Consider the following 23,389-nt stretch of genomic DNA (forward strand, 5'->3'; position numbering starts at 1 on the left):
CAAATTTAATTTTCTTAGGAGGATAAGGTTTTGGGTAAGGGAGACAAACAAAAAGACCGTACACAGTTATCCTTAAGAACAGAAATAAGCAATCAAATGAAAGAATTGAATCGGCTTTTGCTGCAAGTGCTGCGGGTGACGCTGCGTTCAATGGGTCTGACCGGCGAAGCGCCGGCGGCTTCCTGTCTGCCTTTATATGAGCGCTGGCTGGAAGAAAGCATCCGTCTTTTAGACAGCGATTTTAAAAGCGATGAAACGGCCGCGGTTTGGGAAGAGTGGCATAAGAAGAAAAACGAATGGCTGAAAGATCCGGATATGAAAGCGCAGGCTCTGCTGGCGGATACCGTCATTCAAGCTTTGCCTGACATTTTAACAGGCAAAATAAAAGCCACTGACGTGATGTTTCCCGATTCCTCAATGGAGCTTGTTGAAGGAATCTATAAGCATAACATTCTCGCTGATTATTACAACGATGTGCTGGCAAATGAAGCGTGTATTTATGTGGAAAATGTAATTAAAAACAATCCTGAGGCAAACATCCGTCTGCTGGAGATCGGAGCGGGCACCGGCGGAACGAGCAGCACACTGTTTAAAAAGCTCCGCCCCTATCAAAACCATATTCAGGAATACTGTTATACCGACTTGTCAAAAGCTTTTTTAATGCATGCCGAAAAGGAATACGGCGCGGACAATCCGTATTTGACGTATCAGCTGTTTAATGTGGAGCAGCCTGCGGCGGGCCAGGGATTACATCTGAGAACCTACGATATCGCTATTGCCGCAAACGTGCTGCATGCCACCAAAAACATCCGGAAAACCTTACGGACGGCAAAAGCCGTATTGAAAAAGGACGGTTTGCTGCTCGTTAATGAACTGGGCGGGCATACGCCGTTTACACATGTTACATTCGGCTTATTAGAGGGCTGGTGGCTGTACGAAGACGAGGCGCTGCGGATTCCGGGGTGCCCCGGTCTTTATCCGGAAACATGGAAATCCGTTTTAATGGCTGAAGGCTTTCATTCCATTCAATTTCCGGCTGAAAACGAACGTCTGCACACCCAGCAGATTATCACGGCGAAAAGCAACGGAGTCATCAGGCAGAGCAGGAAAGCTTACACCGCGCAAAAGCGCCAATCAAACGTACCGCAAACATCCTCTGATCGTCAGCTCCCCATCAAACAAGCGGGAGAGGGGCTTTCGGAAAAGACAGCGGCTTTTCTGATAAGGGCTGCGGCAAAAGTATTAAAAATGCCGGCAGAAGAGATAAATCCGCTGGCTCCTCTGGATGAATACGGCATTGACTCTATTCTGATCGTTCAGCTGACGAATGAGCTGCGGGATCTTGTCCCTGATATCAGCAGCACGCTGTTTTTTGAATACCGGACGATAGAAGAGCTTGCCGCATACTTGGCTGAAACGAAGGAGCGCGAACTGCATGCGCGATTTTCTGAAGAAGTCCGTCATACTGAAGCGGCATCATCCGGCTCTTTGCTTGAAAAAAGCACAGACTACCTGAAACAGATCGTCAGCGCCATCTTAAAGATGCCGATTGAGGACGTTCAAGCCCATACGCCCCTTGAAGAATACGGAATCGATTCCATCTTAATCGTACAGCTGACCAACCGCGTGCGGGAAGACATACCTGATCTCAGCAGCACTTTGTTCTTCGAGTATCCGACAATCGGCGGATTAGCGGAATATCTCGTCAGCTCAAGACAGGATGATATGGCCGGGATTTTCAAGACAAATAAAGAAGCCGAAAAGGCGCCGCACACATTACAGAAAAAGCAAAGCCGCAAAAAAAGCGCCGGATTGACGAAGCGCCAAGCGGCATCTTTGTCTGAAAAAGCACCGCCCGCTTCCGAACCGCCGTCAAAACACCTTGAAGTGGCAATTGTCGGTCTTGCCGGACGGTATCCCGGAGCTGAAAATGTTAATGAGTTCTGGGAACGGTTAAAGACCGGTGAACACGGAATCACCGAAATTCCGAAAGACCGCTGGGATTGGCGGGACTACTATGATGAGACAAAAGGTAAGGAAGGCCGGATGTATACGAAGTGGGGCGGCTTTTTATCAGATATTGATAAATTTGATCCGCTGTTTTTTAAAATCTCCCCGAAAGAAGCGGAGCGCATGGACCCGCAGGAGAGACTGTTTCTGGAAACCGCTTATGCGGCCCTTGAGGATGCCGGATATACCCCTGATTCACTATGCGCCGGTAAAAAGGTTGGTGTCTTTGCGGGTGTCATGAACGGCAACTATCCGACAGGGGCCCACTACCACTTTATCCCGAACCGCGTATCCTATGTGTTTGATTTTCACGGTCCGAGCATCGCGGTCGATACCGCATGCTCCTCATCCTTAACCGCCATTCATCTCGCCGCAGAAAGCATCAGAACAGGTGCATCTGAATGCGCGATTGCCGGCGGCGTAAACCTGATTACAGATCCGGTTCATTATATCGGGCTTTCTTCTATGAGAATGCTGTCACCGTCAAACGCGTGCAAAGCGTTCGGTGATAAGGCTGACGGGTTTGTTGACGGAGAGGGCGTCGGCTGTATCGTGTTAAAGCCGTTGAATAAGGCTGTTGAAGATCATGATCATATATACGGTGTCATTAAAGGGAGCGCTCTGAACGCCGGCGGCAAAACGAACGGGTTCACCGTTCCGAATCCGAATGCACAAGGGGAAGTGATCGCAGAGGCGATGGAGCGGGCAGGGATTGATCCGAGAGCAATCAGCTATCTGGAAGCCCACGGCACCGGCACTTCCTTGGGAGATCCGATTGAAATCGCAGGGTTAACCAAGGCTTTCCGACGCTATACGGATGCAAAGCAATTTTGTTCCATCGGTTCTGTTAAATCCAATATCGGACACCTGGAAAGTGCGGCGGGCATTGCTGCGGTCACCAAAATTCTTCTTCAGATGAAACACGGATATCTGGTGCCGTCGCTGCATTCAAAGCAGCTGAACCCGGAAATTGATTTTGAAACTTCTCCTTTTATCGTGCAGCAGAAAACGGCGGAATGGAGACGGCCGGTCATAGAATCTGAAGGAGTAACACGGGAATATCCGAGAATCGCGGGTACATCTTCTTTCGGAGCGGGCGGTGCAAATGCCCACCTGCTGATAGAAGAGTATGAACCGGCTGAAATGAGTTCGGCAGACACCGGCCGTCCGGCGCTTTTTGTTTTATCGGCAAAAGATAAAGACCGCTTGCGCGAGCGGGCTCTGTTGCTGGCGGATACCGCCGGAAACGGAACAATTACAGATGCGAACCTGCTTGACGCGGCATTTACCCTTCAAGTCGGCAGGGTCCCGATGGAAGAACGGCTGGCGATGGCAGCGGACTCTGTTTCTGAATTGGAACAGAAGCTGACTGCTTTTCTGAATAATGTTGGTTCTGTAAGCGGGGTGTTTACAGGACGGGGTGATAGTGCTGTCACGGAGACGGAAGGCACAGTCAGTGATTGGACGGAAAAACGTCAATTTAACAGTCTTTTGAATGCCTGGGTTCACGGGACGCCCGTCGATTGGCTATCTTTATATAAAGGCGTGCTGCCGCATCGTATCAGTCTGCCGTCTTATCCATTTGCAAAAGAAAGCTACTGGATGAAGCGGGAAGAACCAAAAACAGGAACAACTGAATATGTGCATCCTTTCCTGCATGAAAATACGTCAACCTTGGCGGAGCAAAGCTATCATACTTCTTTTACAGGCCGGGAACACGTTTTCCAGAATGTGAGAGGGGAGCGGGTTCTGTCGGCAGCCGTTTATTTAGAAATGGCGCTTGCGGCTTATCATCATGCGGCAGACAGCTCTGAAGAAAAAGAGATATGGATCCGAACGGCGGCATGGACTGACCCGATTACCGGCGGACATCACGGTGCGGGCGTCAATCTCTCCCTTCTGTCTGAAGACGAGGAAGGCATTTATTATGAAATATACAGTGACGAAGAGAAGCTGCATCATTATGGAATCATCGGACAAGGGAACATACAGCCATCCCGCGTGCTGGATATTGCCTCCTTACAAAAAGACTGCCGCCCGCTGTCATTCGATTATGAAACACCAGGCACATCAGGTGTAACGATCAGTAAGGAGTTCCGCACCGTTGAAAAGCTTTATGCGGGAGAAAATGCGGTTTGGGCGAAGCTTGCTCTTACAGATGAAAGCGGCCGTAATCCGGGATATCATCTGCCGCCGGAATTTGTTGACGCAGCTTTTCATGTCCTGGCAAAAACGGAGCCGTCAGTCCATATCGTGCCTGAAGCGGTTGAAGAACTGCGCGTCATGCGTCCGTGCTCATCCGGCATGTGGATGTATATTAATAAAAAGAATCAAACCGGCTGTGACATTCAATTTTGTGACGAAACCGGCACTGTCTGCGCAGAAATCAAAGGGATAAGAATGAGACACCCGTCTCAGCAGGATCACGGGCAAGAGGAACAATCCGAGATGATGATATTTGAAGAAATGTGGACTCGGCAGCCTTTGAAGAAATCCATTCATGAAGAGCTGAAAACGGTCATCTGTTTTCTTACGGGAGAAGCTGCCAGAAAGCATGCTTATCAGTCTTTACGATCCCTTTATCCGGGAGCCGGCGTGTTTTTTATTTCACAGGGTGAGGAAACTCAAAAGCTTTCAAACACGCATTATCAAATTAAAATCACTGACGGACAAGCATATCAAGAAACGTTTCGGCATATTGAAACGGCTGCAGGCAAAGCGGATGCCATTTTGTATGGATGGCCGCTTGAAGATGAAAAGGCCGTGAAAGACTATTCCATTCTGTATTATGTGATCCGCGCAGCTGCTTCTTTGCGTTTTAAACCGAGGCGAATCCTTCTTTCCGCTCAGTGCGGGACCGATACCGATATCAGTTACGCCGAGTCATGGATCGGGCTGGAACGGTCGCTGAAACTGATCTTGCCGGAGACGGATACGGCCGCGGTTTATTTTGGACAAAAAGGACCGTTAGAAAAACTGATCCATAACGTATGTGAAGAACTTCACAGCGAGTCGTTCCGCAGTGTCATGTACAGTGGGGAAATCCGTCACGTCATGGAAATGAAGCAGACGGATATTGCCTCTGTTGAGAAGCGTGTGATAAAAAGCGGGAAAACGTACTTGATTACCGGCGGATGCGGGGGATTAGGCTTGTTATTTGCCGGATATTTCGCTGAAAAAGGACCGGTTACGCTCATTTTGACGGGGAGATCAGCGGCAGGCGGCCCGGTGCTGAACAAGATAAAGAGATTGGAAGAATCAGGCGCCAAGGTGTTTTACGTGCAGGCGGATGCCGCAGATCAGGCTCAGATGGAGAAAGGTTTGCAAGAAGCGAAAGAGAAAGGATGCGGGCCGATTCACGGTGTCATTCACGCTGCAGGTCTTCAAGGCACTGAAAGCATTCTGGAGAAAGATCTGCAAACCTTTCAGCAAGTCTTATCGCCAAAAGCGGACGGCACCGCGGTGTTAGATCAGGTTCTGTCACGGGAGCCGCTTGACTTCTTCTGTTGTTTCTCTTCTTCTTCAGCGATTTTAGGAGACTTCGGTTCTTGTGACTACGCGATGGGGAACCGCTTCCAAATGGCTTTTGTCCGTCATCGGGAAAAACTTGTGAGCCTCGGACTCAGAAGCGGCAAGTCACTTGCAATCAATTGGCCGCTTTGGAAAGAAGGGGGGATGCATGTCGGCACGGCGGAAAGCACCGATATGTATTTAAAATCAAGCGGACAGCGTTATTTATACACAGAGGAAGGACTCGACGCTTTTGAAACATTGTTAGTCCAGCCGTCCAGCCAGTATCTCGTCCTGGCCGGTTTTCCGTCGAGGGCCAAACGCTTCCTGCAGATAGATCAAGGCGAACGGCCGATTTCGGGTTCTGTAAACAGGAACGTCCCGTTTTCAGGAAGGCGGAGTGAAATGAAAGGCTTTACACTGGAAGAATGCGTAAGCTGGGATGTGAAAGAATTGGCGGCGAGGCTTTTGAAAATAGACAAGAACAGACTGACGGACGCTGACAATCTGGCTGATTTCGGGTTTGATTCTATCAGTTTGGCGGAATTCGCCTCTTCTTTGTCCGCTCATTACGGAATTGAAGTGACACCGGCCCTGTTTTTCGGACATTCCACACTGGAGAAGGTCGTCCGCTATTTTCTGACGGAACACAAGTCCGTCATGGAGCATGTCTATGAAGAAAAGAAACCTGAATCCGCAGAGCAATCTGTCTTTGAAAAGGCAGGAACGGAAAAGCGAAAGAAGCAGAGGGGAAGAAATAAGCTGAACGCCGGAACCGAGGGCAGTCAGGCAGCTGATTCCATTGCCATTATCGGCATGAGCGGCCGATTTCCTCAGGCGCGCACAGCGGACGAGCTGTGGGACATTCTGTTTCAGGAAAAGGACGTTGTCGCACCGGTCGCAAAAAAAGGCTTCACGAGTTCAAAATGGAAACTCGGCGCTGTACCGGGGGCGGACGAATTCGACCCTTTATTTTTTGAAATATCGCCGAGGGAAGCTGAAACGATGGATCCGAAACAGCGGCTGCTTCTTCAGGAAGCGTGGAGGGCCCTTGAGGACGCCGGCTACGGCGCCAGTCACATCAGGCAGCAGACGATCGGTATGTTTGTAGGGGCGGAAGAAGGAGATTATCACCTTTTAACACGGGACAAAGGCAATGTCACGTCTCATCATAACGGTATTTTGGCGGCGCGGCTGGCTTATCACTTGAATTTATCAGGTCCTGTGATGGCGATAAATACAGCATGTTCTTCGGGACTCGTTTCTGTCCATCAGGCGGTATTAAGCCTGCAGAATAAAGAGTGCACCACAGCTGTTGCGGCCGGGGTGAATATCATGAATACCCCGGACTTTTTTGAAACGATAGATAAAGCCGGAATGCTGTCGGAAAACGGGAAATGCTTCGCGTTTGATAAAAGGGCTGACGGCATGGTTCCGGGGGAAGCGGCCGCGGCGGTTGTTCTGAAGCCGCTGAGAGAGGCGGAAGCGGATGGTGATCCGATTTACGGGGTGATTCGGGCGAGCGGCATCAATTATGATGGGAAAACAAACGGAATTACCGCTCCGAGCGGCGTCGCGCAGACCCGGCTGCTTACTTCCGTTTATGACCGGGGCCGTATCAATCCTGAAGATATCGAATATATCGTCACACACGGCACAGGTACAAAACTCGGTGATCCGGTGGAAATTAACGCGCTTTATGACGCATTTTCTGCCTATACAAACGAAGAAGCATTTTGCGCGCTCACATCAATTAAAACCAATATCGGCCACACGTTTGCCGCATCAGGCATTGTCAGTTTGATCAGTCTTTTACAGGCGTTCTCCCGTGAAATGATTCCCGCCAGTCTGCATTGCAGCGGGGAAAACCGCTATATCAACTGGGAGAAGAGTCCTTTTTATGTGAATAAAACGGGTAAACCGTGGCCTTCTCTGCCGGGTAAAAACCGAATGGGGGCAGTCAGCGCATTCGGGATGAGCGGAACAAACGCCCATGTCGTTATGGAAAGCTATAAGCGCAGCGCTTCACCTCATCGTGATGCCCCTGCATATTTACTTACTTTGTCTGCAAAAACAGAGGAGGCTCTTCACGAAAAAATCGAAGATATGATCACTTGGGCGGAAAATGGCGGACTGAAAGAAAATGATCTGGCCCAGCTCAGCTATACGTTGTTAAAAGGACGGCATCACTTTAACCATCGCGCCGCCATCGTAGTGCAAGATGCTGATGACGCAGTGTATGTATGGAAGCAGGCAAAGCTTAATGAACATCATCCTTATGTGTTTTCGGGAAAAGTACCGCAGCACTTTGCAGGCCGTCAGCATATTCAGGAGCACATAATAGAAGTGCTCGGCAAGTGCAGCGCCTCATATTCTGACCATAGAAAATATCAGGAGCTGTTATGCGTGCTGGCAGATTTTTATTGTCAAGGTTATGAAATCGAAGGGGACTTGCTTTATGGCGGACCTTTGCCGCGAATCGGCAATCTGCCGGGCTACCCGTTTGCCAGGCAGACGTATTGGGCGTCCGATCGTCTTCAGAGAGAGCTTGAAAGCCGGAATTCAGCTGAACGTGAAAAGCTTCACCCGTTGCTCCATACGAATACATCGACCTTTACCGCCCAGCGCTTTACTTCTGTTTTTTCTGGGCATGAACCGTTTTTTGCCGATCATATCGTCAATGGAAAACCGGTGCTTCCGGGCGCGGCTGCTTTAGAAATGGCCCGGGCCGCCGTTACACTTGCCGCTGAAGACTTGCCGGGCGGGAAAGCGGGTGTCCGGCTCAAACAGATCGTTTGGCTCCGGCCGGTGACGGCGCTTTCTGAGGGAGTGACGCTTCATGTAAGACTTCAGCCGGAAGAAAACGGAGACATCGCTTTTGAGGCGTATGCCGAAGGGGAAGAGCCGCTTGTCTTTTTCCAGGGAAAGGCCGTGCTCGAAGAGACGGAGCGTGCTCCTGTACTCGATGTGGAAGCGGTTCAGGCGCGCTGCGGCGGCAGTCACTTGTCAAAGGCTGAGTGCTATGAAGCGTTCGACAGCCTCGGCATCACCTACGGACCGTCGCATCAGGCGCTTGACGCCGTCTATGCCGGAAGCGGAGAAGTGCTCGCGAAGCTCACTCTTCCGCCGTCCGCCCGCGAGGAAAAGGAGCCGTTCACCCTGCATCCGAGCATGCTGGACGCCGCCCTTCAGGCTTCTATCGGTCTCGTGCTCTCAGACGGTTCCGCGTCCGGACGGCCGTTTCTGCCGTTTGCCCTGCAGGATATGCAGGTGTTTTCTGCGTGCCGGGAGACGATGTGGGCGGTGCTTTCCTCAAAGGACGGCGCCTATCATATTGAGCTGTGTGACGAAAACGGTGCGGTATGTGTCCGATTGACGGGGCTCACCGCCCGTTTTCTGGAAGAGGAAACGGAGGAAAAACCGCTCTTGCTTCAGCCAAAGTGGCAGGAATCACCGCCGGGTGAAGGCGGCGGACAAGAAGAGTCTTTCAGATACGTGACGCTGTATGGCGGAATGAACGCTGAGGACATAAGCGGCGCCGTATGTGCGGCTGACGGCGAAGGTCCGATTGAAGACCGTTATGACGCCTGCGCGGCGGAGCTGTCAGCGATCGTCAAGCGTCTTATCAAAGAAAAACAGAAGAAAAAAACGCTGATCCAGCTTCTTGTCCCCGACAGGGGGGAAGACAATGTATTGGCGGGGCTGGCCGCTTTCCTGAAAACGGCTCACCTTGAACATCCGAAGCTGTACGGCCAAGTCATCCAAGCCGATCCGGACGAGTCAGCATCAGCGCTTCTTGCCAAGCTGAAAGAAAACCGGGCGCATCCTGAACAAGCGGAAATCCGTTATGAAGACGGCAAACGTCTCGTCAGAGACTGGCGTCATCTGCCGGCCTCTCAAAGCGGCGCCGTTCCGTGGAAAGACGAAGGGGTCTACCTCCTCACCGGGGGAGCGGGCGGCATCGGACTGATTTTCGCTGAAGAAATAGCCTCCCGCGTCAAAAACGCTGTCCTCGTATTAACGGGAAGGGCAGAAGCGCTTGATGAAGAGCGCTCCGCCCGCTTACGGCGCTTGGAAGCGTCGGGCGCCCGCGTATTGTATCAACCGGTTGACGTGACAGACAGAGCGGCGGTCATCGCCCTCGTCCGCGGCATACAGGAGGAGCACGGAACACTCGACGGGATCATTCACGGCGCAGGCGTAATTGCTGACAACTACATTCTGAACCAGACAGAAAACGAACGGAAGACCGTCATGGCGCCGAAAGTGAAAGGGCTTATCAATCTTGATGAAGCAGCGAAAGATGTGCGGCTGGACTTTTTTATTCTGTTTTCTTCCTTGGCGGGAGGCATGGGAAATCCGGGGCAGGCCGGTTATGCGGCAGCCAACGCATTTATGGATGTTTATGCAGCCCGCCGGAACCGTCTCGTGCGGGACAACGAGCGGAGCGGGCAGACCCTGTCTGTCAACTGGCCGCTTTGGGAAGAAGGAGGTATGCGCGTGGACAAAGAGACCGAACGGCTGATGTACGAACAGACCGGAATGAAAGCTATGCGATCAGCCTCAGGCATCCAGGCGCTTTACGCGGCTTTTGCCTCCGGAGAACACCAGGTCATGGTGGCAGAGGGCGACGAAAAACGGATCCGCAGCCATATTTTCGATCTGGGGGAAGAACAAAGCGCCGCCGGACAAGCTCCGGCAGTGGCAGATGCAAGAGATCTGAAAGATCAGGTTCAAGAGAAACTAAAGCGGCATGTATCAGATCTTTTAAAGGTAAGCATGAAAGATATTGAGGCTGACAGCGAACTGACGGAATACGGATTTGATTCGATCATCTTCACTGAATTTACAAATCTATTAAATCGGACTTATCAGCTTGAGCTCAGCCCGACTATCTTCTTTGAATTTCCGACATTGCGCAAACTGAGCGGTCATTTGATATCTGAATGGAAAGAAGCGTTCAGCGGCTTAGAAAGAGAGAGTTTAAAAACCGCTCCAAAAGCCGGAATAAGAAAAGCTGAAGCTCCGGCGGCCGTTCATGTCAAGCGGGAAACGCCCGTATCCGTAAAAGGAAAATCAGAAGAAAAAACCGAACCGATAGCCATTATCGGAATCAGCGGTATTTTTCCGCAGGCGAAAGACATAGATGAATTCTGGACACGTTTACAAAAAGGGGAGCATTGCATCACAGAAATTCCCCGAGATCGCTGGGATTGGCGCGAATATTACGGCGATCCGGCAGCGGATGCAAATAAAACGTCAATTAAATGGGGCGGTTTTATAGATGGAATCGCCGGGTTTGACCCGCTGTTTTTCGGGATATCTCCGAAAGAAGCTGAAATGATGGATCCTCAGCAGCGTCTATTAATGATGTATGTGTGGAAAGCCATTGAAGACGCGGGGTACTCAGCAAAACGGATTGCCGGAACAAAAACCGGTATTTTCACCGGCACATTGGGAAGCGGATATCAAACCTTAATCAATAAGGCGGGTCTTCCTGTCGAGGGGTATACGATGACCGGAATCGTGCCGTCCGTCGGGCCGAACCGGATGAGTTATTTTCTTGATATTCACGGGCCGAGCGAGCCGGTAGAAACCGCTTGTTCAAGCTCTTTAGTCGCCATTCACCGCGCGGTAAAAGCCATTGAAACGGGAGATTGTGATATGGCGGTCGCAGGGGGCGTCAACACGATCGTCACGCCTGAAGGGCATATCGGTTTTCAAAAAGCAGGCATGCTCAGTGAAGACGGGCGCTGCAAAACATTTTCCGATCAGGCTGACGGTTATGTCAGAGGAGAAGGTGCCGGCATGATTGTCTTGAAAAAGCTTTCAGAGGCAGAGCATGACAGGGATCACATCTACGGCCTCATCCGCGGTACAGCGGAAAATCACGGCGGACGCTCAGCGTCGCTTACCGCGCCGAATCCGCAGGCTCAGACGGATGTGCTGAAAAGCGCTTATCAAAAAGCCGGTATTCACCCGTCAACGATCACTTATATAGAAGCGCACGGAACAGGAACGGCACTCGGAGATCCGATTGAGATCAATGCATTGAAAAAAGCTTTCCAAACAGACGGGGCTCCGGGCGGATATTGCGGGATAGGCTCAGTGAAGACAAATATCGGACATTTGGAGCTCGCGGCAGGTATTGCGGGCGTTATCAAAGTATTGATGCAGCTGAAACATCGGACGCTCGCCAAAAGTCTGCATTGCGAGAACATCAATCCCCATATCAAATTGAAGGACAGCCCGTTTTACATTGTGACAGAAACAAAGGAGTGGGAAGCGCTGCGTGATGAAAACGGCCGGGTCCTGCCCCGCCGGGCGGGTGTAAGCTCATTCGGTTTCGGAGGCGTCAATGCGCATATCGTTATTGAAGAATACATGGGCAGAAGTGAGACGGAACAGCAGGAAACCCGTGAGAAAGCGTCATCTCTTTTTGTTTTGTCGGCTAAAAATGAAGAGCGGCTGAAAGAAAGAGCGCGTCTCCTTCGCGATTTTATCCAAAACGGATCATCCCGCCATATCGATCTTGCAGATGCCGCATACACACTGCAGACCGGACGGGATGCGATGGAAGCGAGGCTGGGAATCATTGCAGGCTCCGCAGAGGAACTGACTGAAAAACTGAACGCGTTTCTATTGGGAAAAAACAGCGAAGATATCATCAGCGGCCGTAAAAAACGCGAGAATAACACGATCTCCATGTTCTCAGACGATGAAGACGCTGCTGACCTCGTCAGCGCCTGGCTTGAGAAAAAGAAATACAGGAAAGTGCTGCGGCTCTGGGCAAACGGATTTGACACAGATTGGGAGCAGCTGTATACGGACAGTAAGCCGCGCCGCATCAGCCTGCCCTCCTATCCGTTCAGAGCCGACCGCTATTGGGTGCCGAAACGGGAGCAGCTGCCGCTTTCGAATCAAAAAACAGTAGTATTGCAAAAAACATGGGAACCGTGCGAGGCAGTGTCTTCATCCGAGCCGTTCAACAGCAAAATAGCGCTCATCGTCTCCGAGGATACAAAAGACCTTGCCGCCGAGGTGAAAAAACAGCTGAATGATGCTGACATTGTGCAGGAAAATCAGCTCATCTCTTTCTTACAGGATCCGAATGCGGCCATCTATTCGGGGTTTATTGACTTCACCGGCTGCGGCTCCCGACAAAAGCGGCAGGACATCAGCTGGGTGGCATCGCTGCAGCAGCTGATTGAATACGGCCGCGGACAAGAAAACATAAAAATGCTTTATCTTACAAAAGGGCTTGAATCCTTCAAAAATAAGGCGGCCGCTATGCATGGTATTGAAAAAGCGGGGCTTTATCGCATGCTGCGGCATGAATACAGCCATATTCTCACCTGTCACGCCGATATTGATCCTGAAGAGCCGCTGGAGCAGACAGCCGCTTTTATTAAACAAGAAATTGAATCAGACTTAACGGAATCTGCTGTTTGCTGCAGGGACGGCATGCGCTTCAGCTATGTTCTTCGGCAGACTGATCAGATTGAACCAGAAGCCGTGCAAACAGACCGGACTGCGTTTCCAAAAGACGCCGTCCTGATGATAACCGGAGGAACGCGCGGACTCGGCGCTTTATGCGCCAAGCATTTCGTTTCCGCATACGGTGTGAAGAAGCTGCTTTTGACAGGCAGAAAGGAGCTGCCGCCGAAAACCGAGTGGGATATTGAGCAGACAGACCCTGTCGTTTCGGAAAAAATACAGCTTATCCGGCAGCTGGAATCACAAGGCGTAGAAGTGTGCGTCTCAGCAGTTGATCTGACGGATAAGCAGGCAGTCGGACGGCTTATAAAAGAGGTAACCTCAACGCTCGGACCTGTCGGAGGCATTCTGCATTGCGCGGGAATTGCGGACCGTGAAAACCCTGCTTTTCTCCGCAAATCCAAAGACAGTATTGCGCGGGTGCTCGCCCCGAAAGCAGACGGCCTTCACAGTCTGTATGAGAGTGTAAAGGATGATGCGCCGGCATTTTTCGTCCTGTTTTCATCTGTCTCGGCAGCCGTCCCGATTCTTGCGGCGGGACAGAGTGATTATGCGATGGCTAATTCTTACATGGACTATTTTGCAGAAAACAATGAGAGCGACATCATCAGCATACAATGGCCGGCATGGGATGAGACGGGCATGAGCAAGGATATAAAAAGCGGGATTTATGAGCAAACGGGATTGCTGCGGCACTCTGACGCGGAAGGTCTCAAGATGCTTGATTACATTTTAAGAGAAAGACCCGGAGCTGTCGTGCTGCCGGCACAAGTGAAACATGATTGGGACATCAAAGCGCTGGAAAACGCCAAGCCAGCCGCCCATAAAGGAATGAAAGCAGCTTCCAAACCTCCTGAAACAAAAAAACGGGAACATAACCGGATTGATATTCAATCTTGGCTGAAGTCGCTTTTGGCAAAAGAGCTGAGTATCGATGAAACGCATATGGATATCGATGTGCCTTTTCAGGAATACGGAATGGATTCAATCTTTCTGGCGCAAGTACTGACAAAGATTGATCAAAAACTGCCGTCCGTTTCAATTGATCCGACTGTCCTTCTGGAACACCCTACCATAGAACAGCTCGCGGATTATTTAGCCGCACATTGTCCGGAAGCTTTTTCGGCAGATGCAGCAGTTTCCGCGGAGAAGGTTCCTTTGCAGAAGACGCCGAAACGGAGCAAAAAAACGGCAGATAAGCCTGAGAAACGGGGAAAGGTTGCGATCATCGGCATGGCCTGTCATTTTCCGAAAGCGGGGGATATAAAAGAATTTTGGAAGAATCTCCGCAGCGGAACGGATGCCGTCACTGAAGTTCCGCCGGACAGATGGGACACCGGGGAACACTATCAGCCGGGTGAATATCAAGAAGGAAAAAGCATCAGTAAATGGGGCGGTTTTATTCACGATATTGATCAATTTGACCCGGAGTATTTTAATATTTCAGAAACGCTGGCACCGATGATAGACCCGCTGCAAAGGCAGTGGCTCGAAGTGAGCGCGGAAGCTTTGGCCGATGCCGGTTATCAAAAAGAGGATCTCTGGGGCCGCCGTATCGGCGTTTTTGCCGGTGCAAGGGCAGGTGCGTTTCATCAGAAATTTCAATATCTGCAAAAAGACGCGATTATTGGCGCGGGGCAAAATTTTATTACCGCACATATGGCGCACATTTATAACTTTACAGGGCCCAACCTGGTCGTAGATACGGCCTGCTCCAGTTCGCTAACGGCAATTCATTTGGCCGTGCAGGCTATTCAAAATGGAGAAGCGGAAGCGGCCTTTGCGGGCGGGGTTGACATTTTGCTTGATGAAAAACCTTTTCTCACAATGAGCGCGGCGAGAATCTTATCGCCAAACGGCCGTTCAAAATCTTTCGATGCCGATGCGGACGGAACAGGAATAGGAGAGGGCTGCGGTGTGCTGATGCTGAAGCCGCTCGAAAAAGCGATAGAAGACGAAGATAAAATATACGGCGTTATTGACGGCTCTGCGATTAATAATGACGGCAGCACAATGGGCGTGACGACGCCGAATCCCCGGGCGCAGCAGGACTTGATTGAGCAGGCGGTTCAATCAGCGGAAATCGAGCCGGACACCATGACATACGTAGAGACGCACGGAACCGGTACATTGATCGGCGACCCGATTGAATTAAAGGGATTAACCAATGTCTTGTCTGCTTATTCCGATGAAAAACAATTTTGCGGTGTAGGAAGCGTCAAAAGCAATATCGGCCACTTGCTGAGTGCGGCGGGCGCGGCGGGAATCATCAAAGTTTTGCTGGCGATTGCCAATGAAGAACTGCCGCCGACTTTGCATTGCCATAAACCGAACCCCCGCTTTCAATTTAATGATTCACCGCTTTATCCTGTGCTTGAGCTGAAGCGGTGGGACGGAAAAAAAGAGATACTCAGGGCCGGGGTCAGCGCGTTCGGTTTGGGCGGGAATAACGCCCATATCATTGTCAGCAACGAAGGAATTCCGAAAGAGCGAAAAGCGACCATGGAACCGAAAGCCGGCCAGACAGTATACCGAAAACAGCGGTATTGGCCTGAAAAAGCACAGTTGCCCGAAGCAGAAGAAAATGAGGCGGGCACAGAAGCAATGTTTGAAATAAGCGAGGTGTGATAGATTGGCAGTTGCCACCGATCAAGTCAAAACGTTCCTGCAGAAAATCAGCCATACGAATTATATCGTCCGGGATCATCGCGTTCATCAAATCCGCGTCCTCCCGGGCGTGACTTTAATAGATATGCTGTATCGGCTCGCCGCCGGGTATCTCGGTGAACGGCCTATAGAATTAAGACAGATTATTTTTAAGCAGCCTGTTGTAACATCTGAAGAGTTTGATAAACACCTGTATGTGACCTTTACGCCGGCGCGTGACAGCTGGAAAGTTGAGATCACTAGCGAAAAAGCAAAAAATGGCACACCGCTTGGCGGAAACCGGGATGAGAATATGGAATGCCAGCTTTATTTGCAAAAAGACACGCCCCGGGCAAAAGAACTGAATATTGAAGCATTCATGAAAAACGCAAGCCGAAAATGGGACATGCATGACATTTACGGAATTGCAAGAAGAAGCCATATTGAACATGGCGAGTTTATGAAAAATGAAGGGGCCGTTTATCAGCTTCAGGATAAAGAAGAATTAATGGAGCTCACTCTGAGTGATTTGGCTGAAGGATTCCGGGAGAAATTTAAGGCGCATCCGGCTTTTTTAGATGCGTCCACCCTTGCCGGCTCTTCCTTTGCATTGTCGGCCCAAAAGCAAAATGACACACCTTATATTCCTTTTATGATCAATCGTTTTTGCATGTATCAGCCGTTTCCGAAAACGATTTACACTTATTCTGCGAAAAACAGCCGCACTGAAAGCGGCGCATCAGACAGCGAACCTGATGTTTATTCGGCCGACTTCACGATTTACGACAGGGCAGGGAACGTATTGGCCGAATGTGAGAAACTGACAGTAAAAAGGGTCAGACAAGCGAATATGATTACCCATCTGATAGACAAAGAGAAGCCGCCTCAGCAGAATAGAAGCGGCCGTGGTGAGCCCGAAAGTCCTGTGGCCGCAGAAGACGTGTCTGAACAGCAAACGCCGGAACAAAACATGGTGACTTACATAAAGTCGGAAATCGCCAGGCTGATCAATCGTCCGGCACAGGATATTGATGTGAGGAAAGGCTTTTATGATATGGGGCTTGACTCGGCGCATTTGCTGAAGCTTGTAAAGATATTAGAGCAGACTTTTCAGCAGCAGTTTTATCCGACACTGCTTTTTGAATATTCATCAGTCCGCCGCCTTGCGGATTACCTTATCAATGAAGCGGGCTGTGTGCTGAAAGATTCGGCCGAAGAACAGCATACATCAGATGCTGACATCGCTGATGAGGTTCTGTTTTTTGAACCCGCCTGGAAAGATCATCCGCTGGAAACGGCGGTGCAGAACGGGCAAAAACACACCCGTCATCTCATTATCGCTGCCGATGCAGGACCCCGTCTCACCGGTGAACTCGGCGCACATTGCCCGGAAGCGGAAGTGATAGAACTGAAAAGGGAGCATGAGGCTGCAGATGAGCAGTTTGAAGCAGATGCCGAGCGCATATTTCGTATGCTCAAACGGGAACTGACAGACCATCCGAAAGAACATACATTGATTCAGCTTGTATGCGCCGTTGAGAATGGAGCGGCATTGTCTTCCGCTCTCGGGGCTATGCTGAAAACGGCACATCTGGAAAATCCGGCTCTTCGCACTCAGGTGATCACCTTCTGTGACAAGAATGAGAGATTGCCAAGTGAGACGGCCGCAATCATTAGAACAGAAGCAGACTGCTCTTATGCAGGCTGCACAGACATTCGGTATAAAGACAATATGCGGCAGATCAGATTGTTCGAACGTATTGAGAAACTGGACGGGCAGACACAGTCTCCTTGGAAACAAAACGGCGTATATGTCATTACAGGAGGTCTCGGCGGTCTTGGATTTCTGCTTGCCCGTCACCTTGCAGAAAAAGAAAAGGTGAAGCTCGCACTCATCGGCCGTTCGCCGGAACAGTCTGAGAAGATCAGCAGACTGAAAGCATTGGGCGCAGAAGTTCTTTACGTTCAAGCGGACATCGGCAATAAAGCCGAAACAGAGCGGGCATTTGCTCAGATTACAGAAACCTTCGGCCGGCTGACGGGCATTTTTCATTGCGCCGGTGTTTTAAAAGATCAATTTATCATCCAAAAAGACAGTTCTGACTTGAAGCAGGTGTTTCTGCCGAAAATCAGCGGCCTGATTCATGCGGACGAAGCTTCACGGCATGAACCGCTTGAATTTTTCGCCGTATTTTCCTCATTCTCGGCGTTGGCCGGAAATGCGGGCCAGACAGATTATGCCGCAGCGAACGCTTTTATGGATGAATATATGAAATATCGCGATTGCAAAGCGGAAAAAGGCGAACGGACCGGGGCTTCTATGACGATCAACTGGCCGCTTTGGGAAGATGGCGGCATGCAGGTTGACAGCTTGATGAAAGAGATCATGAATGATGCAACCGGCACCAGCCCGCTTCCGACTGGGGAAGGGATGGCTTCACTTGAATATATGCTGCGACTCGGCAAGCTGCAATCTGTTATTTTATACGGGAAGGAGCCGGCTGTAACTGAAAGCATGGGCCGATTGGATCAGGTGGCAGACAAGAACCGCTCTTCATTATCCCATGCAGCTGTCAAGAGAAGGAGCCGAAAACAAGAGAGACACACAGAAGAGCACGATATTGCGGTAATCGGATTGGCTGGAAGATACCCGCAGGCGGGAAGCATCGATGAATTTTACCAAAATCTGCGCTCAGGAAAAGACTGCATCACAACAATGCCGAAGGACAGATGGAAAGGTTATCCTTTCTCATATGAAGCAGATCAGTTCTACCGTTACGGAGGATTTTTAGATCGCATAGACAGCTTTGATCCGCTGTTTTTCAATCTGACTCCGCGCCAGGCTGAAATGATGGACCCGCAGGCGCGGCTGTTTTTAGAGACGGCTTGGGAAGCTTGTGAAGATGCCGGTTTTTATCAGGACAGAACGGCGCGCGGGCCATCTTCACAAAAGAGAAAACGCGTCGGAGTATTCGCAGGTGTGTTTTGGAGCCATTATGAGCTGTTCGGCGCTGAAATCACACAGCGGGGCACACCGCTGTCTATGGGCGTGACGCCTGCCTCTGTTCCGAATATCGTGTCTCACTGCCTGAACTTTACAGGGCCGTCAATGGCTGTTGATACGATGTGCTCTTCTTCGCTCACATCCATACATTTGGCATGTGAAAGCATTAAAAGGGGGGAGTGCGAATTCGCCCTTGCCGGGGGTGTGAATGCGGTCACACACCCGCATAAATATGCGTTTTTGGCGAATGCCGGATTTCTGTCTTCAGAAGGCGTCTGCAAAAGCTTCGCCGACGGCGGTGACGGTTATGTGCCGGGAGAAGGCGTCGGCGCGGTGTTACTGACAACCGTTCAAGAAGCGGAAAGAATGGGCTGTCCGATATATGGCGTCATAAAAGGCTCCGCTTTAAACCATGTCGGAAAAACATCCGGTTTGACCGTGCCTGATCCGGCATCACAGGCGGAAGTCATTACAGATTCTTTTCAGAGTGCCGGCATTGATCCGGAGACACTGAGCTATATTGAAGCCCACGGAACAGGCACCTCTCTGGGTGATCCGATTGAAATTGAAGGGCTGAGCCGCGCATTCCGCAAATGGACAAACAAGAAGCGGTTTTGCGCCATTGGCTCTGCTAAATCAAATATCGGCCATTTAGAAGGAGCGGCCGGAATCGCCGGATTAACAAAGGTGCTTTTGCAGCTGAAGCATGGAGAAATCTTTCCGTCATTGCACACGGACACGCTGAATCCCCATATTCCGTTTCCGGACACGCCGTTTTATGTGGCGGACCGGCTGGAAGAATGGAAACGGCCGTCACATTCTGACCTGCCGAGAAGAGCGGGTTTAAGTTCTTTTGGCGCCAGCGGGAGCAATGCCCATTTTGTCATAGAAGAATATCTGCCGCCGCAGGCTGAAAAGAAATCGGTAAATATACGGGAAGACGAGCCGGTTCTGTTTCTGCTTTCGGCAAAAAATGAAGAACGCCTATTAGAATATGTCAAACGGTATGACCGCTTTTTACGGGAAAAAGAAGTCAACCTTAAAGACCTGGCCTACACGCTTCAAACAGGCAGAGAAGCGATGCCTGAACGGCTGGCATTGATCGTTACATCCGTTTGCGGCCTGCAAGCGAAACTGAAGGATGTGCTTGAACGGAAAACAGAAATTGAAGGATGTTTCCGCGGACGTGCTCAAGATGATATTTCATCAGCAGGAATGGCCGGGCTGCTGAAAAACAAGCAATATTCCAGATTGCTCACTGAGTGGGCAAAAGGAGCCGCCGTTGACTGGAGCCTGTTATACGAAGGAGAGAAGCCGAAACGGGTCAGCCTTCCTGTATATCCGTTCGCGAAGGAGCGGTATTGGGTGCCTGTGCCCGCGGATATCCGGAAACAGACAGACGAACCGGCGGAAAACCAAAAGATTATTCTTCAAAAAGACTGGAAGCAGCAAGATCCGGCGGAATCTGAAGCATTATCAGGAACAGTAATGATACTTGCAACTGATAAGACAAGCCGATTGGCCGATGCTCTTTTTAAAGGAAACAGCCATATTGAAACGATTTGCTTCATCCATCAGGCAAAAGACGGCGCCGATTATTACGCCGCCGCATCGGGGCGAAACCTTTACGGCAGAGTGCGGGAGTCTCTTCAAAACAAACAGATACTCGGGGTCGTCGACATAACCGCATATGACGCGGAATATGAACGGCGGGAAGAGATAGAACACGGAAAGCTTGCCTTTTTACAGCAGGCTCTTGAATCATTCCGTCATAGGGGCGCTGTGTTCAGCCAAGTGACACACCGCCTCCAGCCTTTCAAGGAAAGTAAACCTCTGATGCAAGGGGCGAAAACGGCGGGGCTGTACCGGATGATGGGCGCTGAGTATGCCAACATTCATTCTTTTACGATAGATAGCGATTGTGAGATTGAGCATACAGAAGAATTAAGCAGACAGATTGAGACTGAATTTTTACAGCCGCGGGCCAAAAGCGGCAGTGAATGCTGCTACAGGCTGAATCGCCGTTATGTGCCGTTTCTGAAGCCGGGTACGAATGTGTCTGTGGCGCCTGAGCTTTCCTATTCGTCTGATGATGTGCTGTTAATAACGGGCGGATCGCGCGGGATCGGCGCAATTGCGGCGGAGCATGCCGTTTCACGCGGGTGCAGAAAACTGGTCATCATGGGGCGGGAGCCGCTTCCCGATTCCTCGGAGTGGGCAGACATGAAAAAGGACGGCATTCTCCCGGAAAAAGCCGAGCGGATGCAGAGGTTAGCCGAGCGGGGTGCGGAGATCCGTTATTACAGCGTTTCTCTTACGGATCAAAAGGGGCTCCGGAACATGACGGACAGCATCCGCGGCACGATGGGACCGATTACCGGTGTTTTTCATTGCGCGGGTGCAATGGGAGAACACCCCGCTTTTTATAACAAAACCGAAACTGAGATCGAAAGCGTTTGCACACCGAAAGTAACTGGGCTTTGCGATCTCTATGAAGCCGTTCGGAATGAGCCGCTGTCGTTTTTTATTTTGTTCTCATCCGTTTCGGGTCTGATCCCTTCGCTTGCTGCGGGGCAAAGTGACTACGCGATGGCTAATTCATTTATGGACTCTTTTGCAAATCATCAGGCAGGTAAAGGAAACGTGTTTGTTAAAGCCGTTCAATGGCCCGTCTGGAAAGAAACCGGCATGGCTGAAGGCCTGCCGGAAACACCTGCTTATCAAAAATCAGGACTTTCCAGGCTGTCTGCCGAAGACGGACTGAAGTTTTTAGATTACATCATTTTAAACGGACAAAGCTGCGGAATTCCTTGTGTTCCCGAAGACAGTAAGGCTGATTTTGGTGATCTTCTGAAGGTGAAGAAAACTGAAGCTCACATGAAAAAAAGCACTGCCGGTGACCAAAAGGTGAAGGATATGATTCGTCAATGGGTGCGCACCGTTTTCAGCGAAGAACTGAAAATGACGGATGAGCAGATAAAAGATGATATGCCGTTTGATGAATACGGAATTGACTCAATACTCTTTGCGGAATTGGTTCAATCATTGCAAAAACGGATCAGCATAAAGTTAACACCGTCCTTAATGCTTCAATATCAAACGATTACAGAAATGGTTGACTATTTCGCAGCGCATCATGAAGCCGATTTTGTGACAAAAGAAAATGGTTTCGTTCAAGACGGGGACGTCCAGCCTGATGTAACCGCCGCCTCTGAAGAGAGAACATTCATGAAGCCGAAAGCGGATACCGAAGACGATATTGCCGTTGTCGGCATGTCCTGCCGTTTTCCGGGGGCGGGCGGAACGGATGCTTTTTGGGAGCTGCTGATGAAAGGAAACACCGCCATTCGGCCTGTCCCCGCATCGCGCTGGCATGCAACAGCAAATGCAAAGGATTATGCGGGGTGGATTGATGATATCGACATGTTTGATGCGGGCTTTTTCGGCATCTCTGAAAAAGACGCGGCAGTTATGGACCCGCAGGCGCGGATCATATTAGAAGAAGCGGTTCATTCCGTTTATGATGCCGGGTACGGCCAAAAGGATTTATCGGGCCGGAAAGTCGGCGTGTACATCGGCGGCAGGGCGCAGCCTTCAGCCGGTATGGAACATATCCTGCAGGCGCCTAACCCGATTTTGGGGGCGGGGCAAAACTATTTGGCGGCCAACATTTCACGATTTTTGAATGTCACAGGGCCGAGCCTTGTCGTGGATACAGCATGTTCCTCAGGGCTGATCGGGCTGTCCTTTGCAAAAGACGCCCTTTTGGCCGGAAGGATTGACGCGGCCTTAGTCGGTTCGGTGAGTCTGCTCTTATCTCCGTCCGCGCACCGGTTATTCGGAGCACGCCATATTTTAAATGAGAACGGCGTGTTTCATATATTTGACCGTGAATCAGCGGGAGAAGTGCTCGGAGAAGGAGCGGGGGCGGTTTTTATCAAACGATTGAGCGATGCGGTGCGGGACGGAGACCGTATTTACGGCGTCATAAAAGCCGTCTCGGTAAACAATGACGGCCGGACGCTCGGTCCCGGTTCACCGAATATAAGAGCGCAGAGAGACGCCATTCAAACTGCGCTTGACATGGCGGAAAAGTCGCCCGAAGACATTGGATATATAGAAGTGAACGGAGGCGGTTCCCCAATCGTTGATTCGGTGGAAATCAAGGCGCTCTCAGATGTCTATCAGCTGAACCGGAAAACGCTTCTGCCCTGCCGGATCGGATCGGTGAAACCGAATGTAGGGCATTTGCTTCTGTCTTCAGGTCTTGCGGGCTTCATCCGATGTGTGCTGAGCGTCTATCATAAGCGGATTCCGCCTTTCTTATCAGCGCGTGAGCCATTTGAACATTATGACTTTGAAGCGTCGCGTATTCATTTTAATCGTGAACCCGTTGATTGGCATTCAGAGAAGAAACCCCGCGTCGCAGCTCAGAGTTCATTTCCTGACGGCGGGACAAATGCTCATATCCTCGTTGAAGAATACAGAGGTGAAAGGCAGCGGGAACATCACCGGGCGCCTCAGCCGCCGGAATTCAGAAAAAAACACTACCCCCTTTTGGGCGGCTGGAACAGCACGGAGAATGAAGCAGAAAAAACAAGTAATGAAAAAACAGACATTGCGGATCTTTTAAAGAAATATGAGAAAAAAGCAGAGACAAGCACTGCACCTGCAGACTCGTTTTGGCAGGTGACAACGTGACGTTTTTAAAAGGGGACTAAC

General features: G+C 50.5%; 2 protein-coding genes. Both read left to right on the forward strand.

Annotated features, from left to right (window positions below):
• Positions 1-30: 30 nt before the first annotated feature.
• Positions 31-15,645, forward strand: a complete 15,615-nt coding sequence (locus ACWHAR_RS03190) for an SDR family NAD(P)-dependent oxidoreductase (RefSeq protein WP_057766246.1) — start codon at positions 31-33, stop codon at positions 15,643-15,645.
• 4 nt (positions 15,646-15,649) lie between these two features.
• Positions 15,650-23,368, forward strand: a complete 7,719-nt coding sequence (locus tag ACWHAR_RS03195; RefSeq protein WP_032873175.1) for a type I polyketide synthase — start codon at positions 15,650-15,652, stop codon at positions 23,366-23,368.
• Positions 23,369-23,389 lie beyond the last annotated feature (21 nt).

The sequence above is a fragment of the Bacillus sp. LR--39 genome, assembly GCF_053613335.1.